The organism is Psychrosphaera aquimarina (genome assembly GCF_032461525.1).
Classification (GTDB): domain Bacteria; phylum Pseudomonadota; class Gammaproteobacteria; order Enterobacterales; family Alteromonadaceae; genus Psychrosphaera; species Psychrosphaera aquimarina.
This window is the reverse complement of sequence record NZ_JAWCUA010000003.1, coordinates 564,267-587,714: the sequence shown is the minus strand read 5'-3', so window position 1 is coordinate 587,714 and position 23,448 is coordinate 564,267. Positions and strand designations below refer to the sequence as shown.

Below are 23,448 nucleotides of genomic sequence, written 5' to 3'. Positions count from 1 at the left end.
CCAATATCTATTTAGTTAACGACCCATCTTATTGGCCGTTCCCTGTTTTAATTTGTTTTTATAACTAATACGTTTTGAGCCGTAATTAAGCGCTCACTTTCAGCATCAATATCTGTGTCTGTTACTAACACGTCTATGTCTTGCCAACTCAATTCTAAATTCGGTATTTTTCTATCTAACTTTTCTGACTCAGCCAATACAATCACCTGTTGTGACACTTCTGCCATTACGCGACTTAAGTTGGTTAATTCATTAAACGTCGTAGAGCCACGGGTAACATCTAAACCAGATGCACCTAAAAATGCTTGATCAAAGTTATAAGCTTTTAACATGCTCTCAGCTAACTGACCTTGGAATGAATGTGATTGCGCATCCCAAGTCCCACCTGTCATTAACAAGGTAGGTTCGTTTTCTAGCTCAAGAATATGATTGGCAACTTCTAATGAATTACTCATCACCACCAATCCACGCACATGTTGAGCATGAGATAAAACAGCAGACGTTGTACTGCCACTGTCTATAACAATGCGGTTATGATCTTTTATCAATGCAGCGGCTGCCTTGGCGATAGCTTGCTTTCGTTTCGAAACTTCCGGCCCCGCTAATTCTGATGAGCCTGTCGGTAAAGCAATAGCGCCACCGTATTTACGTAATAATAAGCCATTAGACTCAAGGGCTGTAAGATCTTTACGTATGGTAACTTCAGAGGTATTGAACATAGTCGTTAATTCATCAACAGTAACTTCTTGTTGATCATTAACTAATTCAACGATTGAACGTCGGCGGGATTGAGTATTTCTTTTTGCACAAAAAAAACCATTAACTTTCGATTCGGAAGATTATAGTTTCGAATGAAATTTAATCAAGGGTTAATTTAGTATTGTTTGTCATTGGAATGAAACAAATCCGAGGAAGCGCACATGCGCTTTTTAACTGGCTATTTTACAGTTTGTCAAAGTCCACATCTGGCAGACTTTCAAACCCCGGCTTAGCAAATAGATAACCTTGCATTAATTCAATGCCACAGTTTTTTAACCATAACATTTCTTCAATTGTTTCAATGCCTTCAGCTAACGGTGTGATATTCAGTTCTTTAAACAAGTTCATACAATTTTTAATGATAAGCTGTCTCGTCACATCTTGGTCAATGTTACGTATTAATTCCATATCAAACTTGATAATGTTGGTCTGAAAGTCAGCCAATAAACCTAGTCCCGCATAGCCAGAACCAAAATCGTCAATCGCGGTAATAAAGCCTGCATTCTTATAAAACTCAACAATGCCTTTAATAAAGTGACTGTCATCTATTTTCTCAGACTCTGTAAACTCAAACATTATTCTTTTTGTAGGAAAACCATACTTTTTAGCGGCGTCTAATGTGGTGCGAATACAACGTTCCGGCTTGTATATGGCATTCGGAAGGAAGTTGATACTCAGCATAGAGTCTAAATTGAGTTCGGCGGCCAATGAAATAGCTTTGACTCTGCATAGTTGGTCAAATAAATAGCGGTTATCGTCATTTACTTTGGAGATTATGGAATAAGCAGATTCGTTATTTAAACCTCGAACCAGAGCTTCGTAGCCGAATATAGTTTGGCTTTTGCAGTTAATAATGGGTTGAAACGCCATGGTAAAATCAAAGTCTAGGTGACCTTTATCGGCACATTTATTACAAGAAAATCTATCGTAAATAACGGTTTCAGTTTGACCCATTTTAACCTCTTAAATCAAAGCTTAAAGTTAACAACAATTACGTAACTTCAACCTCTCACAGTAATTTAGCTGCCTATATTTGTAGAAATACAGACTTGTTAAATTAACCCTGCCCAACTTTCACAGGGTCACATCTCTACAGCCTTACAGCTTAAAACTTATGGCTTTTCTATTCCGCTTCTGGCTCTTCATTATTTTCAGTCGCGTCTACTTCACCACGTAATTTGATTTGCAAACCTTGTAAGAAGTTACGCATAACTTGGTCTTTACATTCGCGGTAATGTTTATGACCTACTTTTCTGAAAAACGCACTTAACTCATGTTTACCTAAGCTAAAGTTGGCTAATTCCAAATATTCTAATAAATCTTCCGCTTTTAAATTAAGCGCTATTTTTAATTTATTTAGGATGATGTTATTAGTTAATTTTTGCTCTGGGGCTGGTTGTGCGCCATCACGTTTACCACGTTTTTCGTTGATTAAACCATTTAAAAACGTAGCCATCATAGGATCTGGCAAACTTACATAACGTGGATCATCGTCTTTTTTCAACCATGCTGTTACTTGTTCTTGCGTTACTTTTTGATCGGCTGCGGCAAATACTTTCATCATTGCAGAGTCACTAAAGTCAAAGCTATAACGGATGCGACGTAAAATGTCATTGTTAGTCATGGTTGTTTCCTGATTATAAATACTGAAATTGGGTGTGCTGATCAATAAACCAGTTACCCATTAAATTGGTGCAATAGTTGTATTATACTTGTTGTGCACAATAAAGTCAGATCATGAATACTTTTATTTATTCCGTTCACTCTACAGGTGTTTGCTCAAACGCTTATTTAGGGGCAACATAGCTGATGGTATTTACTATGTAACATACTTTTCCTGTGGGAGTTTGCACCCAAGCTTCTTCGTCCACTTGTTTGCCAATTAATGCTCTGGCCATAGGCGCATCTATACTAATCCACTTTTTGTAAACGTCTATTTCATCTGGCCCCACAATTCGAATTTGGGTAAGTTCGCCGTCGTCGTTTTCCACTTCAACCCAGGCACCAAAGAACACTTTGCCTTCTTGCTCAACCGATGGATATATCACTTTTAACGCTTCTAACCGTTTGGTTAAAAAACGCACACGCCAGTCAATTTCACGTAAGCGTTTTTTTCCGTAAATATACTCTGCGTTTTCACTACGGTCACCTTGAGCAGCGGCTTCTGATACCGACTTAGTAATTCGAGGTCGTTCGTCTTTCCATAAATAGGTCAGCTCTTTTTCAAGCTTGTCGTAACCATCACGTGTGATGTAATTGGTTTTGGTTAACAACTCAGGATCTGGCTTTCTGTAACGCCCCATGGATATGTCTTACTTATTATTGCGATCGATTGTCGTATTTAAAACTAATACATTTGAATGTACAAACTATTAACTAATATTAGTTAAAAACGGGGTGGCGGAATAATTATTACCCCTGAATACACGTGCTTTAAACCCAATTTATCCTTGAAATTGGTATATAATACTATTTTCAATGTTGAAAACTTGTTATCCAGAATGAATTCTTTATTGCCTAAAGCTTTATTTGTATTTTTTATTTGCTCATTTTGTGTGTACGCCAAGCAAAATGACTGCAAATTAAGTGTAAGAATCGAATTTTCACAAGATAACTTCTTACCTATGAATTACTCCATTAACAAATTAGCGATTCAATCTTATACTTTGTTAGATGACGTAATGAAAAGATCTTCTTGCACATTGGAACAAATATCATTACCAAATGCGCGAGCGTTTAAAATGTTGAAAGATGGCGAACTTGCTATCATGATCGGCATGTCAAAAACGATTGAACGCGAAAAATACTTCTACTTTTTAGGCCCTTATCACACAGAACGAATTGTTGCAGTTGGACGTACAGACTTGCAAAACAAAATCAAAAACTTAACTCAATTATTGGAACATGATGGCCTGATCTCTGTTACAAGAGGAGCCTATTATGGAGCACAATGGCAAACCGCATTACAAAATAACCCGAACGTATCCAATCGCTTAATTCAGCTTTCAGTAAATCAAAATAACTTATCATTGTTAATGTTAGACAGAGTGGCTATATCTTTTGAAGATGAACAAGTTGTCGACGAATTAATGCTGTTAGATAACTTTAAAAATAGCTTCACAAAACTATTTACCCTGCACGAAAACTTAGTTTACTTTGCATTTAGTAAAAAATTAGTCAGTCAAAGTCTGTTTAATAAAATAGAAAAACAGTGGAAGATTATACATCCTGAACAATACAATGAGCAATTTCTAATCCATCATTAATGGTCAATTTTTAGGTTAATGCCTATATATTCTCCCCAATAGCTTCCCATTATTACTGGTTAGTTTTAATTAACCTGATTTATTTTAGTATTGTTATTTAAAACCCAAATTTAGTCTCAATATATTGCTGTATTATTTTTGTATTCGTACTTATGCTGACCGCCTATATTTGTCAGTTTATTTTTATAAGATTATTTTTTATAAGAGCAACGTGTCTCTATTTTCAAGGACTTCAAACCTATGTCTGTTGTTAGTCAAACTATTCCTCAATTGATTGCTGAAGAGATCTCAGCCCGTACCGAACAAGTTATTGCAGCTATTACCTTATTAGATGAAGGTTCAACCGTTCCATTTATCGCGCGTTATCGTAAAGAAGTGACCGGTGGTTTAGACGATACCCAATTGCGTAATTTAGAAACACGTCTTATCTATTTACGAGAGTTAGAAGAGCGCCGTCAAGTGATCTTAAAATCGATTGCCGAACAAGACAAACTCACACCGGAATTAGAGAAGGCAATTTTAACCGCAGACAATAAAACCCGTTTAGAAGACTTATACTTACCTTACAAACCTAAACGTCGCACCAAAGGACAAATCGCTATTGAACAAGGTTTAGAGCCATTAGCGGATGCTCTATATGCAGATGCAAACTTAGACCCAGAACAACAAGCCGAGGCATATATTTCTGATGATGTTGTTGACACTAAAGCCGCATTAGACGGTGCTAAGTACATTTTAATGGAACGTTTTGCCGAAGATGCTGAACTGTTAACAAAAGTACGTCGTTATTTAAAACAAAATGCTTACCTTGAAGCTAAAGTTATCCCAGGTAAAGAAACCGAAGGCGCTAAATTCCGTGATTATTTTGATCACTCTGAATTAGCTATTAAAACCCCATCACATCGTGCACTTGCTATGTTACGCGGAAGAAATGAAGGGGTTTTACAATTGGTATTAAACGCCGACCCTGGTCAAGATACTCCAGTAAGAGAATCTCAAGTGGAAAGCATTATTGCCAATCACTTTGATTTGAACTTCAATCAAAAAGCTGGTGATAAATGGATGAAGTCGGTTGTGCAGTGGACATGGAAGATCAAAATCTCTATGTCGATGGAAAACGAACTGTTATCTGAAATTCGAGAAAATGCCGAACAAGAAGCCATCCGTGTATTTGCTAAAAATTTAAATGACTTGTTAATGGCTGCCCCTGCTGGTGCAAAAACCACAATCGGTATTGACCCTGGTTTTAGAACCGGTTGTAAAATTGCGGTTGTGGATCAAACCGGAAAGTTACTAGATACGGCCACTATTTACCCACATGAACCACAAAACCACTGGGCAAAATCAATGCGCACCATTGAGCTATTAGCCCGCACGCATAAAGCAGAATTAATCGCGATTGGTAACGGTACAGCGTCAAGAGAATCTGACAAGTTAGCCGCTGAAGTGATCAAAGCTTGCCCAGAATTAAAACTAAGTAAAATCATGGTCAGTGAAGCAGGCGCTTCTATCTATTCTGCCAGTGAATTTGCATCTAAGGAATTCCCAGATTTAGATGTATCTATCCGTGGAGCGGTATCTATTGCTCGTCGTTTACAAGACCCATTAGCTGAATTAGTGAAGATTGAACCTAAGTCCATTGGAGTTGGCCAATATCAACATGACGTGAGCCAAAGTTCATTATCAAAAAGCTTAGACGCTGTGGTTGAGGACTGTGTAAATGCCGTTGGCGTTGACTTAAATACTGCTTCAATTCCGTTATTAAGCCGAGTATCTGGTCTTAATAAAACCTTAGCTAACAACATAGTTAAATTCCGCGATGGCAATGGTAGTTTTAAAAACCGTAAAGATTTAAAAAATGTTGAACGTTTGGGACCAAAAGCATTTGAACAATGTGCTGGTTTCTTAAAAATTGTTAACGGTGACAACCCATTAGATGCATCGTCAGTTCACCCAGAAGCGTACCCAGTGGTAACTGAAATCATCAAACAAAGTGGCTTTGCGGTAAACGATGTTATTAGCAATTCTGACTTTTTATCTAAGATAAATCCTAAAGATTACACCAATGACAAATTTGGTTTACCAACCGTTGAAGACATTATTAAAGAGCTAGATAAACCAGGGAGAGACCCTCGCCCTGAATTTAAAACGGCTACCTTTAAGGACGGTGTCGAAACCTTAAAAGACTTAAAGGAAAACATGATCTTAGAAGGTGTAATCACTAACGTGACTAACTTTGGTGCATTTGTTGATATAGGTGTTCATCAGGATGGTTTAGTTCATATCTCATCAATGACTGACAAATTTATTTCCGACCCGTCTGAAATAGTAAAAGCCGGTGACATTGTGAAAGTGAAGGTGATGGAAGTAGATATTCCTCGTAAACGCATTAGTTTAAGCATGCGTATGGATGAACAAGCTTCAGTTAAATCGAATAATAAACCGAGTCAATCTCAGTCGACTCGAAGTGAGAAAAAACCACGCGCTAATAACAAGTCATCTAATAATTCTGGTTCGTTTGGCGGCGGTAACTCTTTGGGCGGCGGCGCGATGGGCAATGCCTTTGCGGATGCGTTTAAGAAAGCTAAGAAGTAGTTTCGAGTTTCGAGTTTCGAGTTTCGAGTTTCGAGTTTCGAGTTTCGAGTTTCGAGTTTCGAGTTTCGAGTTTCGAGTTTCGAGTTTCGAGTTTCGAGTTTCGAGAAAAATATAATAGCCGACGTGTTATAAATAAACACTGTCGGCTTTTTTATTTCAGTATTTACACTCAAAATTTACCAAAGGTACATGCTTGATTTTTTATTGAGAATCTTCACTTCAAAAGTCTGTGAACATGCGCTTTGTGCTACGCCATAACAAACATGTAAAGGTAATAAATGCTCTTCTCTTGGATGACAGTATCGAGCGCCTGGAGCTTGTTCCCAATTGGTTAATAGCTCTACTCTTTCACTTTCACTGATCTCTTTATTTGAACAGGTGTTTAATAACCAGTGCTCAAAAGAAGTATTTATAAACTCTACCTCTTTATTATGCGGGGCAAAAAAAGCCTTCATATTATGAAACGTAAATCCGGAACCAATAACTAACAAGTTTTCAACATCTAACTGTTTGATCGCTTGCCCAATCTTTAAGTGCTCTTTTGGATCAAGGGAATTAACTAAAGACACTTGAATACAAGGTATGTCCGCATCTGGAAACATGATTTTTAATGGAACAAATACTCCATGATCAAATCCACGCTGCGTATCCAACTTAGACTTTATCCCTGCTGAGCCAAACAGCCCATGCAGTTGCTCCGCTAATAAAGGCATACCTTTACATGCATACTGAATGTCATAAGCTTCTTTTGGAAAACCAGAGTAATCATATATCAAAGAAGGCGAAGCATTAGCCGTGATAGTAGTCGCTTGTTCTTCCCAGTGTGCACTGATAACGATAATCCCTGACGGCTTGTTAATTTGATTTGATATGCCCTGCAGACAATCAATCATCTCATTATGCCCCTCATCTCCCAAAAGTGGCATTGGCCCACCACCATGGGAGATAAATAATGCTTTGGGATTATTGTTCATACTTTTTACTCTAGAACGATTATTTATCGAGTTTAGATTAACGCTTCAGCAGTCACATCCATTGCTTGTCTTGCCAAAATAACATTTTCATCTTTCGCTGGCATATTTAACGCTTCAGCATAAATAAACTGTACATCCGTAATACCAACAAAAGCTAATACATCTTTAAGATACTGGCTCTGGCTGTCTTTTGGTGTGCCCGCATACATGCCACCACGTGCCGCGACAATGATCGCCTTTTTACTTTCCAACAATCCTACTGGCCCATTCTCAGTATAACTAAATGTAATACCGGCTCTGGCAATTCTATCAATCCACACTTTAAAGGTAGAAGGAATGCCAAAGTTATACATAGGCATACCTATGACTAAAGTATCGTTATTTTTCAGTTCTTCAATTAGAGAGTCAGAGATGTCAGCTAATTGAACTTGTTCTTCGGTTCGATCGTTTGCTGCCGTCATCCATGCCCCCATCTCAGCTTGGCTCAAATGAGGTAGTGGATCTTTGGCTAAATCACGCTCAGTCACTTTGACTTCAAATTTTTCTGATAATTTGGCAACAAATTCACTAGCCAACCTATTAGAATTACCTTGTTCACCATTAAGTGATGAATTAATTAATAATACGTTTTTTACATTAGTTGAAGTGTTCATGTTACATACCTTACTTAAATATTAATTATCTTGAGCACAGTATTATGTTATTTTGAAATGAATGAAATTGGTAAATTACGCACAAATCATTCTATTAAACAGAATGGTTTACAACCTTGAGTTCGGTTAGTTTGATAACACTTGAATAACATTTTGTTAGTGCAGCTCAGCATTTATTTACCACCAAAATCAATACTTAAAGGAAATACTATGGCCATACTTCTAAAAGCAAAAGACCACGATTTAGGGGGCTTGACCGTTAAACGTGTATTACCACACCAACAAAAACGTATGGTTGGGCCATTTATCTTTTTTGATCAAATGGGGCCAAGTCACTTCGATGCAGGCCAAGGTATTAATGTTAGACCCCATCCACACATTGGCCTTTCTACCTTAACCTATCTATTTGAAGGTAGTATTTTGCATCGTGATTCTTTAGGTAATATTGCAGAAATTCACCCAGGTGATGTTAATTGGATGACATCTGGAAAAGGTATTGTGCATTCTGAGCGGGAAAGTTTTGAAGTTAGGGCAAATGATCACTCTATTAGTGGCTTGCAATGTTGGATTGCCTTACCTGAAGAAAAGGCTGAACTTGATCCCTCATTTATCCATGTTAATAAACAGCAATTGCCAAACTATTTGTATCAAGGCGTGATGAAACGATTAGTAGTGGGTGACGCTTATGGTATGAACTCGCCCGCAAAAACCTATTGGCCCATGTTTTTCCTTGATGTGGTTGCAGAAAAAGGTGAGACCATTCAAATTCCAAATCCAGCTCAAGAAACCGCTATTTTACCTATTTATGGTGAAGTGAGTATCAATGGAGACAACTTCAGTGCCAGTGAGTTTGTTTTACTGGAGCAGGGTGAACATGAAATTGAAGTTACACAAAACACCCGCTTTATTATGTTAGGGGGTGATAAATTTGAACACGTCCCTTTTCTATTCTGGAATTTTGTTTCGTTTAATAAAGAACGAATCGAACAAGCCAAAGATGATTGGAATAACGGACGTTTCCCAACGATCCCTGATGATAATAAAGAATATATCCCGCTGTGATCTGTTATCAAACATTGGTAAAAACTAAATAAGTAGAGTGATATAAGTGTTAAGAATCACATTAGAGCAGTGGCGCATGTTTCGGTCGGTTGTGGAGTTTGGTGGATTTAACCAAGCATCACAAGGCATATATAAAAGCCAATCAAGTATCCATAATGCCGTTGGGAAAATTGAAGAATCGTTAGGGGTTAAACTCTTCACTATTGAAGGGAGAAAAACCGTGCTCACCGAAGCTGGCACTTTAATGTTAAGACGGGCAAACTTTTTACTAGATGAGGCGGCCAAAGTAGAAGCCGTTGGGCATACATTAGGACAAGGCACTGAAAGTCGTTTACGTATCGCTATTGATGAAATTTTCCCTCAGTCGATATTGTTTAGCGTATTAGAAAATGTTTCTCATCAATACCCTCTATTACAAATAGAGTTAATTGAAACTGTGTTAAATGGTTCCAATGAATTACTTGAAAATACCAAAGTCGATATCGCAATTTCTCCCACCACGTTAAATACTGGACTGAGTGAAAGCCTCTGTCACATTGAGTTCGTAGGTGTTGCCAGCCCAGAACATCCGTTACATCAGCTCAATGCTGAACTCACGTTAGAAGATCTAAAAAGCCATCGCCAAATTGTGGTGCGCGACTCGGCATCAGGCCATAAAAAAGATGAAGGTTGGTTGGGGGCAAATCAGCGCTGGACCGTTAGCCATATTCAAACCTCTATAGATATGATCTGTAAAGGGTTAGGTTTCGCATGGTTGCCCGTAAGCTCAATTGAGTCGCAACTTAGTAATGGTCAACTTTTACCTTTGCGGCTAAATCACAACAGTAAAAGGTCAGCTCAATTGTTTTTGATTTTTAAAGACGTAGACAGATTAGGCCCCGCGGCAAATTGTTTTTTAACGGAATTACGTCATCAATGTTTAACCCTATATAATAACTAGTTCATTCTCATTAACAGAATGATTTACACCATAATTGATAATTTTAATCTATTTAAATGAATATTAAACTGACATCAATAATTAGATTAAAGGAGTTCATTATGAAATACATTAGACGTTCACAAGACAGAGGTCAGGTAGATTTAGGTTGGTTGAAGAGCAAACATAGTTTTTCTTTTGGTCATTACCACGACGAAAAACATATGGGTGTATCAGCTTTACGTGTTATCAATGACGACATGGTAATGCCAGCACAAGGTTTTGGTACTCATGGCCACCGCGACATGGAAATTATCTCTTATGTTATTGAAGGTTCGTTAAAACACGAAGACAGTACCGGAAATAAATATATTGTCCCTGCCGGTGACATCCAGCGTATGAGTGCTGGTACAGGTGTTATGCACTCCGAATTTAATGCCTCTAGCACTAATGCAGTTAAGTTTTTACAAATTTGGATACAACCTAATGTAATGGGCATTTCGCCAAGTTATGAACAAAAAAGTATTCCACAGCAAGGACAACTAACGCCGTTAATTACCCCCACGGGATCAGAAGACACATTAGCGATTAATCAAAACGCAAAACTGTCTCGTTTAGTATTAAAAACAGGAGAGCAATTCACCTTAAATTCAGAACAAAGTGTGGGGTACTTACATATTGTTAAAGGAAGTTTGGCTGTGGATGATCTCACTGAAGAGCCTGAGTTTGTGGCGGGAGATGCCTTTGCGTTTGATCCTGAACAAAGTCATCAAGTCACTGCCAAATCAGCACTTGAAGCGCTTTGGTTTAACCTACCTAAATAGCGGTTTAACTTGCCGAGTTAACAACTCAATCGGTTTCATACATAAGCAAAAAGGATAAACATGGAAATATCGTCAGTCATTATTGTAGGTTTTGTTGTATTACTGATTGGTATTTCCAAATCCGCATTTGCCGGTGCGCTAGGTGTATTTGCAGTACCGCTTTTGATGATTAAGTTCAGCGCTATTGAAGCTATAGGCCTGATGCTGCCATTGTTGATCATTGCCGATATAATGACAGTAAAAGGCTTTTGGAAACAGTGGGATAGTGCTTTATTAAAATCACTAATACCTGGCGCTTTGATTGGCATTGTCATTGCCAACTTATTAATTGATGTTATTAATGCTGAGGATCTACGTTATATTATTGCCCTCATTTGTATTGTCTTTGCTGTTAAAAACATCCTGTTTAAACAGATACAGTTACACATACTGAATAACAAAGTTGGTGCTTATATCATGTCAACTCTGTCCGGAATTTCTAGTACTTTTGTCCATGCTGGAGGCCCACCACTGATCATTTATTTCAGCGCAATAGGCTTAGCGCCGACTAAGTTTGTGGCAACAGCAGCCATATTTTTTGCCATTATGAACCTTGTGAAGTTAATCGGCTTTATCTCACTGGGTTTTTTAACTACGGATCTGGTATTAACCGCTTTAACCTTTATTCCATTGGCCTTTGTCGGTCACTGGTTAGGCATAAAGATAAACAACAAACTCGATAAACAATTATTTTTAAAAGTGATGAATTACCTGTTGTTAGTATTAGGCGGCTGGTTAATTTTCACCGCCAATTGAGACCTGTTTGTTAATTGGTTTACCCAGCGCTAACCTTTATCTAATAACCTAGCAGGTTTAAACACTACAATTGCACAAGCAATAAGTGCCACCGCGGCTAGGTTTATCACGCCTGAGTAATTTTCATCGGCAATGACTAAGGCCACCACCATAGGGCCACTGGCTAACCCCATTTTGGAAGCAAACCCACCCATGGCAGCGTACTGACCAGCCTTATCAAACTCAGCACACATCCCAAATAAATAGGGCAATACAAACGCCCACGTGATGCCTATGATGAAATTCATGACTGAATACATTTCTGGTACTTCGCTGTAGTGTAATAACCAACTGCACAGTGCGGTAATTATGATGCCAAATAACAAAGGATAAGCTCGGCCTAACTTAGTGCCAATGATCATCACGGCAAAAGCACCAACTAGCGCTATCCAACTAGCCATACCTAACGCTGGACTCATAAAGTCTAGCGTTAATCCTTCTACCTTACCTATGCCGATCATATAAGCAAACAAGCCCATATTGGCACCTTGGAAAAGGAAGATACCGAACAAAGTAAAAAACAAAGGTATGCGTTTAATAACTTGTTCTGAATTGCGTTTTTTATCGGCTTCATTTACTGGATAATCAGTTAAAAAAGGCAACATGCAAAGAGATACTAACGTGAATGCCATTAACGAATAAAACAACGCACCGACACCATATAACGGAACCAAATTAGGAATAAACATCAAGCCTAATCCTCCTAACCCCCATTGAATAAATAACAGATAACCAAAGGTTTTATCTGGCTCAGACGTGCGAGAAATGATGGCAAAACCAATGCCCACTAATAGTCCTCCCGTTAAACCATGTAATGCCCTAATAACAACCATGACATTGGGATTGGTAACGTAAACACTCATGAGATCTATGGCTAAAATCATGCCTAATAAAATATATGACCATGAACGCCAATTGATTTTTTTTATAATAAACACAGCGACTAATGCACCAATAGAAGCACCGTATAAATTCGCCGAGCTAACAAAGCCGGCTTGTTGGGTAGTAAAGCCTAACCCTTGTTTTAACCCCGTAACCACAGCTGGCATTATGTTGATATAAAATATCCCTGCGGTTGTCAAAAACGCTAAAAACACACGTGCCCATATTCCATTGGCCGCTACTTTGTATTTATGCTCTTTCTTCATTTCTCCAACGGTGGTGCCGTTAGGTTCTAATGTTTGTGTGGATTCAGTCATTGCTTGTCCTTAAATGGCAAATTGGTTGGCGAGCAAATGGGGAATTCGGAATCTAGTCCTGTAATCGCTTGACTCCAGTCGTAAATGCCGCTGTCACTAAAATAAAAATATTGAGTGTTAGCTTGTACCAATACAACGGATATACCGCCGTATCCGGATAAATAGGGTAACCAATGATCTTGATTACAGTTTGTATGTGACGCTATGTTTTGTTTCCAAAAACTTTTGTCATAACGGGTACTGGCAAAACTAGTTAATGCACCTTGTTCTGCTTGTTGTGAATTAAACAACCTAGCGCTAACGGTTGCCAAATACTGACTAACTTTAAACACATCATCACGGGTAAAAAACAAACCATAACCAACAAAAGGTTGGCCAATATCATCGTTTGTTCTTAACGTTGAATATGCCACCGGATTTAGTTTTAGTTTTTTCCATAAGTTGTTGGCAAAAACATAATCATATACATCCGTTTGTTGGCCTTTTTTAGCTTTAATAAACTGGTTTAACGCCGTACCTAATAAATAAGTATCTGAGGTGTGATAAACAAACTTAGTACCCGGTGTGGTTTTACGCTTAAATTGCTGGCAGGCGTATTTAACTTTAGTGTTATGTTGCCCTGCGGCAAAAAATATTTGGCTATGTTCAGCCCCTTCATCACCGGTTTGATACGACGAATCATAATTTCCGGTTGTCATGTTTAATAATTGTAAAAAGGTCACATCTTGCCATTGGGCTGAGTTACATTCTGGCACCCAGTCGGACACTTTCTGTTGATAAAGTTCGTTATATTCTTGTTGTAACAACACCATACTAAGTCCTGCAAATATGGTTTTAGCTGTTGAATACGACGGTAATACAAGCTCTGCACAATAGGGATAAACTCCGGCGCGAGTTTGACACTGGGACACATAATGTTGGCCGTTCAGTGTTAAACCATAACTCGTCATGTCCTCTGGTTTTATTAAGTTAGGTAAACTTAATTGGCTAAAGCCAAGTTGTTTACTCCCTTTTTTATCTGGCTTAGGCGCAGTTAAAAAAGCCATTGTTTTAGTTGGTAACAAATCATGCTGTTGTTGTTGGTATTGTGTTAACAAACCTTGGGATAATGAGCCTGTTGTATCTTTCGATTTAGCTATAGAAACTTGACCATTTCCCCACATATCCACTTTGTAATACAAACAAGTTTCGCTGCTTATTTGATAATAAAACGGTGACTGCACTGCCTTATTTTGACGGTTATCAATCACAAAAGTTAATACGCCATTGTGAACACAGTTTTGATTCTTCTCGACTAAGTTAAACGGCATAGTGACATGATAAATAGCTTGGTTTGGTTCAACTTGCCAAATATCCCCCACTGCCAAAATATAATCCCAATGTGGATGATCACTTATGGATAATTGCTGCTTTGCTGGGATAAACTTATTTTTGTAAGTGACAAAGTCAAACTGCATGTCAGGTAAGACTTGACGCTTAACTGTAAAATCAGCAGGGCGAGTTGTTAATTCAAAATTATAACTGTCACTCGTTTCTATAAGTTCTAAATAGCTTTGTTGGACATTTGCTTTTATGGTGACTTGACCTTGAACTTGCCCTGCTGCTATTGCGTTTTTATATTTGGCTTGTGGCCAAGAGGCATAATCAATCGGTGCTAAGTTCCCCACAGGCACAACCTGATCTAGCAAAGATTGTAATATCGTATCAGCCGTATCCTGAGATCCACCATCAGCATGCACTAACCATGATGTCATCATTAGCATCAACATTGAGAGCGCCACTACAGGTAAGGACAATATTAATCGCACGTGAAACCTGCTGATACCAACTTTGCTTGCAATGGACTTAATTGCGTTTGATATTTGCGCCACTTAGCTATTGAGTTTTTATGAATAGCTTGCCTTACTTGGCTAGAACTGGCGGTATTAATCGCTGAACGATTATCTTGTACTTGGGTATATCGGTCTTGCCAAGTTAACTGACAAAATTCAAAAACTTGCTCACCTATTTGTTGAGGCGTTTGTACTAAATCTTCGTAGGCAACATCCAACATAGATAAGTCAGGTAGTGATTGCCAGTGTGACATTAAACGTTGATACGCCACATAATATTCAGCTAACTCTACTTGGTCATAAGAAAACGGATAAGCTTGTTGGAATAAGGTTTTATACACTGCATAACAAGTATCCATTGGGTCACGAGTGACATGGATAATCTTAGCGTTAGGCAATGCTTTTTTTATCAAGCCGATATACAAATAGTTAAACGGCAATTTATCTATAACGTACCGAATACCTTGGCTATCAACTGGAATATATTGTTTGATTGAGTGTATATATTTATCACCCAAGGTTTGAAAATTTATATCTTTACAACATTCTATAAATTGTCGTTTTGACCTTACTTTATCACCAAATTGCAGGTTCACTTGCTCAGTTAATAGGCGAGTAAAGTCACTTAACTCCCCTGCTGAATAGACACTTGGTTCGGCGGATAAAACACGTTCCAATAAGGTTGAACCAGTTCGAGGCATGCCCAAGATAAATATGGGCGTGACCTGTTTTATGTCCATTTTTGATTGCTGCTTAACACCTTTTAACCACCAATTTTCATCAAAGCTTTCAGAGATCGCGCTTAACACATCAACATCTTGTTTAACGTCATACTGCAAATGTTGACGCCTGATTTTGGCTCCAGTTTCTAACAAAGCAAAGGCTTGTGGGTATTGTTCTAAATCTTCGTAGGTTTTAGCCAAAGCAAAATGAATTTGCACACTTTGTCTAGGTGTTAGTGGCTTGGCTAATAAAGCATTTAATGGCGCTATTTGATTAAACTCAAGGGTTTGTTTAGATAAGTCGACTAACAAACATACTGCCTCTACATCGTTTGGATTTAATTCTGTTGCTTTGAGCAATGCTGCCTCAGCTTGAATAAGATCGCCACAATGTCGTAATACGGTTGCTAAGCTATAGTGATGTTCATGGTTATTAGGGTCTAAGGTTATTGCCCTTTTATATTGCTGAACAGCGAGCTCTGGTTTATTTAGTTGAGAATACAATAACCCTAATTTGTTTAATTCTCTGGCACTTAACTGTTGCAATCCCGCTAGGTTATTTAACACTCGTAGCGCATCCGTTTTTTGTGAATTAGCTAACAGGATATTTAAAAGGGCAAACTGCCATTGATGGATATGTGGGGCTAAATGGCATGCTTTTTCAAAATAAAATTTAGCCGAGGTTAATTCTTGTAATTGTGCCGAAACTTGACCATTAAAAAAACAAGCTTCTGCATGCTCTGGGTAATGCTTTGATAATGTTTGAGCTATGTCTAATGCCAATTCCATTTTCTGTAATCGCAGGTTTTGCCATCCAGAATCAAGTAAATTATCAACACTGAGTATTTCGTTTTGTACTGCCATATGCTCCAATTCACATCAACGTTGGGATTATGCTCACTTTATTAAATCATAAAAGCCATACTTTCGTATGGCTTTTAAACTGGTTATAAAGTTAGAACAGGTAAGAAACTGAAGCACCCATTGTTTGAGGGCGGGCAATAAAGTCTTTTTGGTTGTTACCATAAAAGTTTTCAAATACACCTGTATCTGTACTTAAATAACTATCTGGATAACTACCTGTTACCCCTTCTTCATTACCAAGGTTCTTAATGTAAATGGATACACCCCAATCACCTTTAATAAAGTTAACTGACGCATTCCAAATAGAGAAACCGTCAAACTCATCATAGATAGTACTGGTTGGTACTACGGTATTGGTTGATTCTGACTGGTAATAACCAGATAAACGGCTAGTCATGTCTATGCCATACATTATTTCTGTTGAATGACTTAGGTTAAGTGAAAATACGTGCTCAGCTACTCCAGGTAATTGTTGTCCAGCTTCAGCCGTTACCGCCAAACTTTGTGGTTGAATTAAATCATCCGTTAACTCGGCTTTGGTAAAGGCATAACCTACACGCATAGTGACATCGTCGGTAAGTGCCACACTTGATTCTAATTCAAGTCCTGATGTTTCAGCCGCTATACCATTTTGCGCCATAAAGAACGCCCACCAAGCAGTACCTGTATTTAATTGAGGGTTATCCCATTTAACCATGTAAACATCGGCTGAATAAGTAAGTCCGCGAGCAAAACCTTTGACCCCTAACTCGTAGTTTTTAACCGTATCTTTTCCGTAGGTTTCCACTGATTCAGGGTTTAATTCTGCAAAAGGGCCATCGGTTGGAATAGCATTAGAACCACCACGACGGAAACCTTCTGAATAGGTGGCATAAACCATAGTATTGTCATTGATGTCATACGATAAATTCAATTTCATCAATACATCGCTTTCTTCTTGAGTTGGGAATGGTACGGATTCAATTTCTCGTGCCTGCCCATAATAAGCATCAATTGCGGTATTATTTTTTAAGGTATTGTCAAACCAACGCGCGCCTACTGTCGCTCTAAAATCGTCACTGACCTTATAGGTTAGCTCGCCGTAAACCGCCATATCTTCGAACTTTTCTTGGCGAATGTAAGTTAAATCTTTATCTGTTGGAGCTCCTACCCACCAGCGTCCACCATCGGCTACACCATAATATTCAAGTCCACGTAAATGACTTAAGTTAGTGGTAATACGTTCCTGATCCATATAATACACACCAGCAATCCACTCAATTTTGCTATTGCTGTCTTCATTGGACATTAAACGAAACTCTTGCACTAACGCTTTGTCTTCAAAACCAGCTTCAACATGGGATGCTGGTCTTGGATTACCCGTATACCAGGCGTTGTACCAATCTCGACCACCTGAAACCCATAAGCTGGTATTGTCGCGCCAGCCTGAACCTTGATGATCATACGATGAGGTATTTGATGTTAACGTAGCAAAACCAAAATCGGCTTCCACTTCTAAACTGGTTAATGATACATCACGTTCAGAAGGTTCAAGTAAGGTCGAACCGTTTTCATAATCACCATAAACATTGCCATTATAGTCAGCCCCACGTGTTACTGCTCGGCGACCACCCACTTCATCCGTTTGATAATGATGCGTTAACGTCAATTGAAGACCATCACTGATCTCAATACCATATGCGGCTTTTACATAGGTAATATCAACACTATCAACATCTTTCATTGCATGGTAACACGCGCCGTTATTGACTAATTCACTGGCAGATAATGCACTGCTGCTCGCTGATTTACATGAACCATCGTCCGCTGACACTAAAGGCACACCTTCATCATCTAACTGATAAAGATTAGGCATATCGATAATACCGTCATTGTCCATTTTGCCAACAACAAACCTAACCGCTGATTTGTCCGTAATTGGCATATTGTACATAGCATCAAACGTCATATTACTACCATCCGAACCATCGGTTTGGCTCAGGTCTAATTTGATGCTGCCCTCAGTTAATAATGGATCTGGCTTATTCATTACGTAGCGCACGGTTCCACCTAATGCACCTGATCCATATAAGGTTCCCTGAGGGCCACGAAGAACCTCTACTCGTTCAATATCTTTTAACAAAAAGTTGGCGAAAATCGGCGTACTGTCTACATATGTAGAAACCGTTGGGACAGTGGACTGTCCTACATCGGCACCTGACACACCACTTTCAACGTTTATTCCACGTACAATCATATTGTTGGCGGTACCACCATTTCGGTGACCTTTATCTACGATAGTAATACCAGCAACGTTTCTTAATAACTCAGAACTGTCGGTGATATTTTGCTCTTCAATATCACTGCCTAGCACAGACGAAATATTAAAAGGTAACTCTTCTTGAGATACCTTACGGTGAGTCGCCGTCACTTTGATGCGTTCAATATCGCCTTTTTCAACTTTTGATTCAGCTTGCTCTGCAGCCAACGTTGAGAACGACATTAATAAAGCGGTGCTTACTGCGCTGGTGATAACAGACTTTTTAAACGTTGCATTTTTCATGATGTGGTTCCAATTTTATTGTTGTTTTTTTAACCTTGGTTCGAGATTAGACTAGCAAGCCTTGTTATCGGTAGTACCAGATAACAGTATTCTATAAGTCCAGATTTCGACGAGTATTATCTTATTCTTATGGTTATTTCTTTACTGGCTGCGGAATGCTTAACACGCCTAATCCAGCAAGATAATCTGAGTTTTTGTTGGTTTTCATATTTAAATCAATTCGGTTATCTCTAAAGCTTTTAAGGGGTTGACCTAGCCCTAATACCCCTCTGGTACGAGTGCGTTTGACCAATTCAAAATCAACTTCTACGGGGATCACTTCCTCGCCGACATTAGCTTGATACACTACGTTTCCCTCTGGACCTACGACAATAGATTGGCCAACCCCAAAAGGTTCGGATGCGTTAATACCAAATACATAACATTGATTAGTTATTGCTGTCGCTTGGCTTATTATCAGCTCTTGAGATCGGTCGATTGTGCCCGTTAAGGTAGGATATATAAGCACATCTGCGCCTTCACAAGCCATTGCTCTCGCAACTTCTGGGAACCATAAATCATAACAAATGGCGACACCAATACGGCCTCCTGGCACATCAAATGTGACTATATCTGAGCCTTCTGTAATGCCGGCTTCATAAGGTAAAAATGGAAATATTTTGCGGTAACGAGTAACGACTTCGCCATGGTTATTGAACACAGAGGAGGTATTAAAGATTTTTTCACCAACTTGCTCATACTCGGAGCCTGTGATTAACCATATATCGTTGTCTTGGCAAAGTTTACTGTAATGCTGTTCCGCTTTACTTGGAAAAGTCGCGGCGTATTTCTTTTCTGGACCAAAGGAACACAGTTCAGTTAAAACAATCATGTCTAACCATGGGAATCTTTTTTTGGTCTTAACAATATGTTCTGAAATCACATGGATATTGTCGCCACTGCTTAATTTTAATTGCAAACCGGCAATTGAAAAATGACTCATAAATACACTCACGGTTAACTTTGACGTAATGACGTTCTTATTTGTGTATTTAATGTACGCAGTTGATGTATGAACTGTTAGTACCAGATTGGTATTAACTTTAGTACCAGTTTACAACTCGATTTAACTGGCTTGAAAACTTAATTGTAAGGAGGGAGTTAATTGCGGAAATTAATACTATTCAATCACCCCGATAATATCTAATTCACGGACAAAACAATAATTTTGATCAAACCATTTCATCAAATTACCATCTTGTACTACATAAAAACACTTCTCTTCACCATAGCCCCACAAGTCCCATTTACGATAATATTTACCGTCTTCTACCCACCAAGTTCCAACATCATATTCATCGTCCTTACCGCCTGTATGTCCACGCATAGAACCGTCGGCAAGCAGATCAATAGTACAAGGAACGCCATAAACCATTTGGCATTCTAATCTGACGTTGGTGAGTGCCTGTTTCAGTTTTTGCCCGGTTAATAAACGGCCCTTAGCGTTAGTCAGTTTTTCTTCAAACTCTTCTGTTAATTGATGAATTAAATCCGCTAATTTTTTTACCCCTTGTTGAATTCTTTCATTTGGGATACTGGTAATGCCCATCCTAAAACAATTCTCTGGGTAGTCCGATTTAGCAAAATATCGCTTAACTGGCTCTATTAAAATGCCCTTTGCTGCCGCTTGTTCCCGTAAATGTTCACCGTCTAGTTCTTTTGGTCCTGTGATCCAATAAGCAGTTCCACCTTGTATGGGACCAGTATCAACACAGTTAGGTAAATAGATGTTTAAGGCTTCACGCAGTGTTAACCAACGCTCATAAAATAATTTGTGCAAGTGCATCATATAAGCGTCGTAATAACCTAATGATAAAAAGTAAGCCACCGCACGTTGATTATTTAAAGGTGGATTACGTAACATCAATTTGCGTAACTTTTTAAGTTCAGCAATGACTGAGGCTTCTGCCACCACAAAACCAATTTGGATGCCTGATGCCAATACCTTAGATAAACATGAGATATACACCACACGATTATCCGTATCTAAACTACGTAACGCAGGATGGGGCTGACCTAAGAAGTTACTCTCAAACTCAAAGTCATCTTCAATTATCATCAGGTCTTGTTGTTGTGCTTTTTTTAGTAATTGGTCACGCCTGTCCATAGACATAGTGACACTAGTAGGTGTTTGATGACTTGGTGTGACATAAGCCAGATCACAATCATTAAGTTGGTCGTTAACCACCATGCCGTTATTGTCTACAGCTTGATACTTTAACGACGCACCATGTTGCAATAACAACTCACGCATCTCTGGGTAACCTGGCTCTTCAACGGCGACAGTAACCGACCTATCAATAAACAATTCTGTGACTAAGTACAAAGCTTGTTGTGAACCTACCGTGATCAGAATTTCATCTTGGCTTGCTTGAATGCCTCTGCGCGGTAAAATTTTGGTTCTGATCTCGTCCAGTAACATAGGGTCATCTTCCCCTTGTAACTCAGACCACTGATAAATTTCTTTGGTGGCATTGGCTTTATTAGTGGCTTCACGCCATTCTCTAACAGGGTATAAAGAAGAGTCAAACTTACCATCCATAAATGGGTATAAATAACTACGCCAATTGGCAGGACAAGAAGTCGCGTTTGTGGTGGCTACTGCGCCTTTGAACTTATGACTGTTATTACTTGGTAGAATTTTTTGAGATGCAGTTAATGATTTACCAACTCTGCCCTGTTGTAAGTCTTCACTCACGTAAATACCGCTGCGTTCACGGCTGACAATATAACCTTCATCCAACAAGGTTTGATAAACCAAGACGATAGTATTACGGGATACTTCTAACTGTTTCGCCAATATTCTTGAAGACGGCAGTTTGCTACCTGCAGCAAAAGCTCCAATTAAGATGCCTTCAACGAGCTTACGTCTTATTTGACTTTGCAGGCTCTCGTCACTGTCATGTTCAATGTGTATTAATCGGCTTAACATTGTCATTCTGGTAGCTCTTTTTAATAGCTCTGTTTTAGTTATGCTTGGTTCAGCTCTGTGTGCGATAGTTAGTTTGTTATAACTTGGGGACAGTTATAACAAACTTTATTCAATATCCACAGACAACCGTTTAAACAGCCATGAGTTTATTAAATAGCTGTTCAAATTTATCCAAACCTTCGTTTAATGTTTGATCTTCAATCGTCAGTGCAGGTAAAAAACGAATAACGTTGCCATAAAAACCACAAGCTAACAGAATCAAACCAGCTTCTGCTGCATTGGCTATGATGGCTTGAGTTAGTGCGGTATTTGGTTGTTCTGCATCACCTTGTTCAATCAATTCCATCGCAATCATGGCACCTTGATTTCTCACTTCTAATATCAATTGTGGGTGTGCTTGTTTTAAAGCGGTTAATCGCTGATTAAATGCTTGGCCAATTTGATTAGCACGTTCAATTAAATTTTCAACTTCAATAATATCTAATACTGCTAATGCCGCTGCACACGCAACTGGTGAACCGCCATAAGTTCCACCCAATCCACCAGGAAGTGGTGCATCCATGATCTCAGCTTTACCAACAACAGCTGCAATAGGAAATCCACCAGCTATGCCTTTTGCCATGGTCATTAAGTCGGCTTCAACACCTGCATGTTCAAAACTAAACATTTTACCAGTACGGCCAAATCCCGTTTGAATTTCGTCGGCAATTAACATAATGCCATGTTCATCACACAACTTACGTAATGCTTGTAAAAACTCTGCAGGAGCAGCATAAAAACCACCTTCACCTTGCACAGGCTCAACAATAATGGCGGCAACATCGGTTGGTGCTATATCCACTTTGAATAAATTTTCAATGGCTTTTAACGATTGTTTTACTGTAATTCCGTGAGCTTCAATTGGAAACGGGGCATGGAATATATCCGCAGGGAAAGGGCCAAATAAGTTTTTATACGGCGTGACTTTACCGGTTAATGCCATCGTCATATTAGTACGGCCATGAAAACCACCATTAAAGGCAATAACACCACGACGTTTAGTTTGTGCTCTGGCTATCTTGATACAGTTCTCAACCGCTTCTGCGCCTGTAGTGACAAAGATGGTTTTTTTATCACTAGTACCCGGCGCTAATTGCGTTAACTTCTCCGCTAATTCTACCGCCACTTCATAAGGGTTCACCATGACACAAGTATGACTAAATTTATCTATTTGAGCTTTAACTGCTGCAACAATTTTGGGGTGACTATGTCCAGTATTACAAACGGCAATACCAGTACCAAAGTCGATAAAACGATTACCCTCAACATCCCACACTTCGGAATTAAGCGCTCGCTCAACATACACTGGATATACATTACCTTGACCACGGGCGATAACTTTGTTTTTTCTGTTTTGTAATTCTTGATTATTCATTTTCTTTACTCTAATTCT

The 23,448-nt window shown here is 38.8% G+C and carries 19 protein-coding genes; 6 read left to right on the top strand and 13 right to left on the bottom strand.

Annotation, left to right across the window (positions count from 1 at the left end):
- Nucleotides 1-47 precede the first annotated feature (47 nt).
- From RT723_RS05975 to greB, 4 genes are all read right to left on the bottom strand, one after another.
- Nucleotides 48-773, bottom strand: a complete 726-nt coding sequence (locus RT723_RS05975) for a DeoR/GlpR family DNA-binding transcription regulator (protein ID WP_315946314.1) — start codon at nt 771-773, stop codon at nt 48-50.
- A gap of 169 nt (nt 774-942) precedes the next feature.
- A complete protein-coding gene (locus tag RT723_RS05970) occupies nt 943-1,713 on the bottom strand; it encodes an EAL domain-containing protein (RefSeq protein WP_315946269.1) in 771 nt (256 codons plus the stop codon).
- Between the two features lie 169 nt (nt 1,714-1,882).
- Nucleotides 1,883-2,383: a YehS family protein gene (locus RT723_RS05965; protein ID WP_315946268.1), complete on the bottom strand. Its 501-nt coding sequence runs from the start codon at nt 2,381-2,383 to the stop codon at nt 1,883-1,885.
- A 163-nt stretch (nt 2,384-2,546) separates the two neighbouring features.
- Entirely contained in the window at nt 2,547-3,062 is a 516-nt protein-coding gene (gene greB / locus RT723_RS05960) for a transcription elongation factor GreB (protein ID WP_315946267.1), read from the bottom strand.
- 198 nt (nt 3,063-3,260) lie between these two features.
- Between greB and RT723_RS05955 the strand changes: the two genes are divergently transcribed.
- Both RT723_RS05955 and RT723_RS05950 read left to right on the top strand, forming a co-directional pair.
- Complete coding sequence (locus RT723_RS05955; RefSeq protein WP_315946266.1) at nt 3,261-4,025, top strand: substrate-binding periplasmic protein; 765 nt, start codon at nt 3,261-3,263, stop codon at nt 4,023-4,025.
- Nucleotides 4,026-4,265: 240 nt separating this feature from the next.
- The gene (locus tag RT723_RS05950) at nt 4,266-6,620 is read left to right on the top strand and encodes a Tex family protein (RefSeq protein ID WP_315946265.1); all 2,355 of its coding nucleotides are present in this window, start codon (nt 4,266-4,268) and stop codon (nt 6,618-6,620) included.
- Between the two features lie 176 nt (nt 6,621-6,796).
- Here RT723_RS05950 and RT723_RS05945 read toward each other — a convergent pair whose 3' ends face one another.
- Together RT723_RS05945 and RT723_RS05940 are read right to left on the bottom strand one after the other, a co-directional pair.
- Nucleotides 6,797-7,594, bottom strand: a complete 798-nt coding sequence (locus RT723_RS05945; RefSeq protein WP_315946264.1) for a DODA-type extradiol aromatic ring-opening family dioxygenase — start codon at nt 7,592-7,594, stop codon at nt 6,797-6,799.
- 32 nt (nt 7,595-7,626) lie between these two features.
- Nucleotides 7,627-8,247: an FMN-dependent NADH-azoreductase gene (locus tag RT723_RS05940; RefSeq protein WP_315946263.1), complete on the bottom strand. Its 621-nt coding sequence runs from the start codon at nt 8,245-8,247 to the stop codon at nt 7,627-7,629.
- 210 nt (nt 8,248-8,457) lie between these two features.
- Here RT723_RS05940 and RT723_RS05935 point away from each other — a divergent pair, with 210 nt between their 5' ends.
- From RT723_RS05935 to RT723_RS05920, 4 genes are all read left to right on the top strand, one after another.
- Nucleotides 8,458-9,309, top strand: coding sequence for a pirin family protein (locus RT723_RS05935; RefSeq protein ID WP_315946262.1), 852 nt, complete (start codon nt 8,458-8,460; stop codon nt 9,307-9,309).
- A 46-nt stretch (nt 9,310-9,355) separates the two neighbouring features.
- On the top strand, nt 9,356-10,249 hold the full coding sequence (locus tag RT723_RS05930) for a LysR family transcriptional regulator (RefSeq protein WP_315946261.1): 894 nt from the start codon (nt 9,356-9,358) through the stop codon (nt 10,247-10,249).
- Nucleotides 10,250-10,350: 101 nt separating this feature from the next.
- Nucleotides 10,351-11,052, top strand: a complete 702-nt coding sequence (locus RT723_RS05925) for a pirin family protein (protein WP_315946260.1) — start codon at nt 10,351-10,353, stop codon at nt 11,050-11,052.
- 60 nt (nt 11,053-11,112) lie between these two features.
- Entirely contained in the window at nt 11,113-11,847 is a 735-nt protein-coding gene (locus RT723_RS05920; RefSeq protein WP_315946259.1) for a sulfite exporter TauE/SafE family protein, read from the top strand.
- 29 nt (nt 11,848-11,876) lie between these two features.
- On the opposite strand, the gene RT723_RS05915 is transcribed toward RT723_RS05920, so the two are convergent.
- From RT723_RS05915 to gabT, 7 genes are all read right to left on the bottom strand, one after another.
- Entirely contained in the window at nt 11,877-13,085 is a 1,209-nt protein-coding gene (locus tag RT723_RS05915; protein ID WP_315946258.1) for an MFS transporter, read from the bottom strand.
- The gene (locus RT723_RS05910) at nt 13,082-14,854 is read right to left on the bottom strand and encodes a serine hydrolase (protein WP_315946257.1); all 1,773 of its coding nucleotides are present in this window, start codon (nt 14,852-14,854) and stop codon (nt 13,082-13,084) included. The genes RT723_RS05915 and RT723_RS05910 overlap by 4 nt, the downstream gene beginning before the upstream one ends.
- Before the next feature lie 29 nt (nt 14,855-14,883).
- Nucleotides 14,884-16,503 carry a tetratricopeptide repeat-containing sulfotransferase family protein gene (locus RT723_RS05905; RefSeq protein WP_315946256.1) on the bottom strand — a complete coding sequence of 540 codons (1,620 nt, stop codon included), beginning with the start codon at nt 16,501-16,503 and terminating at the stop codon, nt 14,884-14,886.
- Nucleotides 16,504-16,594: 91 nt separating this feature from the next.
- Nucleotides 16,595-19,045 carry a TonB-dependent receptor gene (locus RT723_RS05900; RefSeq protein WP_315946255.1) on the bottom strand — a complete coding sequence of 817 codons (2,451 nt, stop codon included), beginning with the start codon at nt 19,043-19,045 and terminating at the stop codon, nt 16,595-16,597.
- Between the two features lie 133 nt (nt 19,046-19,178).
- Nucleotides 19,179-20,027, bottom strand: a complete 849-nt coding sequence (locus tag RT723_RS05895; RefSeq protein WP_315946254.1) for a carbon-nitrogen hydrolase family protein — start codon at nt 20,025-20,027, stop codon at nt 19,179-19,181.
- A 177-nt stretch (nt 20,028-20,204) separates the two neighbouring features.
- Nucleotides 20,205-22,022, bottom strand: a complete 1,818-nt coding sequence (gene pdxR / locus RT723_RS05890; protein ID WP_315946253.1) for a MocR-like pyridoxine biosynthesis transcription factor PdxR — start codon at nt 22,020-22,022, stop codon at nt 20,205-20,207.
- Between the two features lie 124 nt (nt 22,023-22,146).
- Nucleotides 22,147-23,430, bottom strand: coding sequence for a 4-aminobutyrate--2-oxoglutarate transaminase (gene gabT / locus RT723_RS05885; RefSeq protein WP_315946252.1), 1,284 nt, complete (start codon nt 23,428-23,430; stop codon nt 22,147-22,149).
- Between the last annotated feature and the right edge of the window lie 18 nt (nt 23,431-23,448).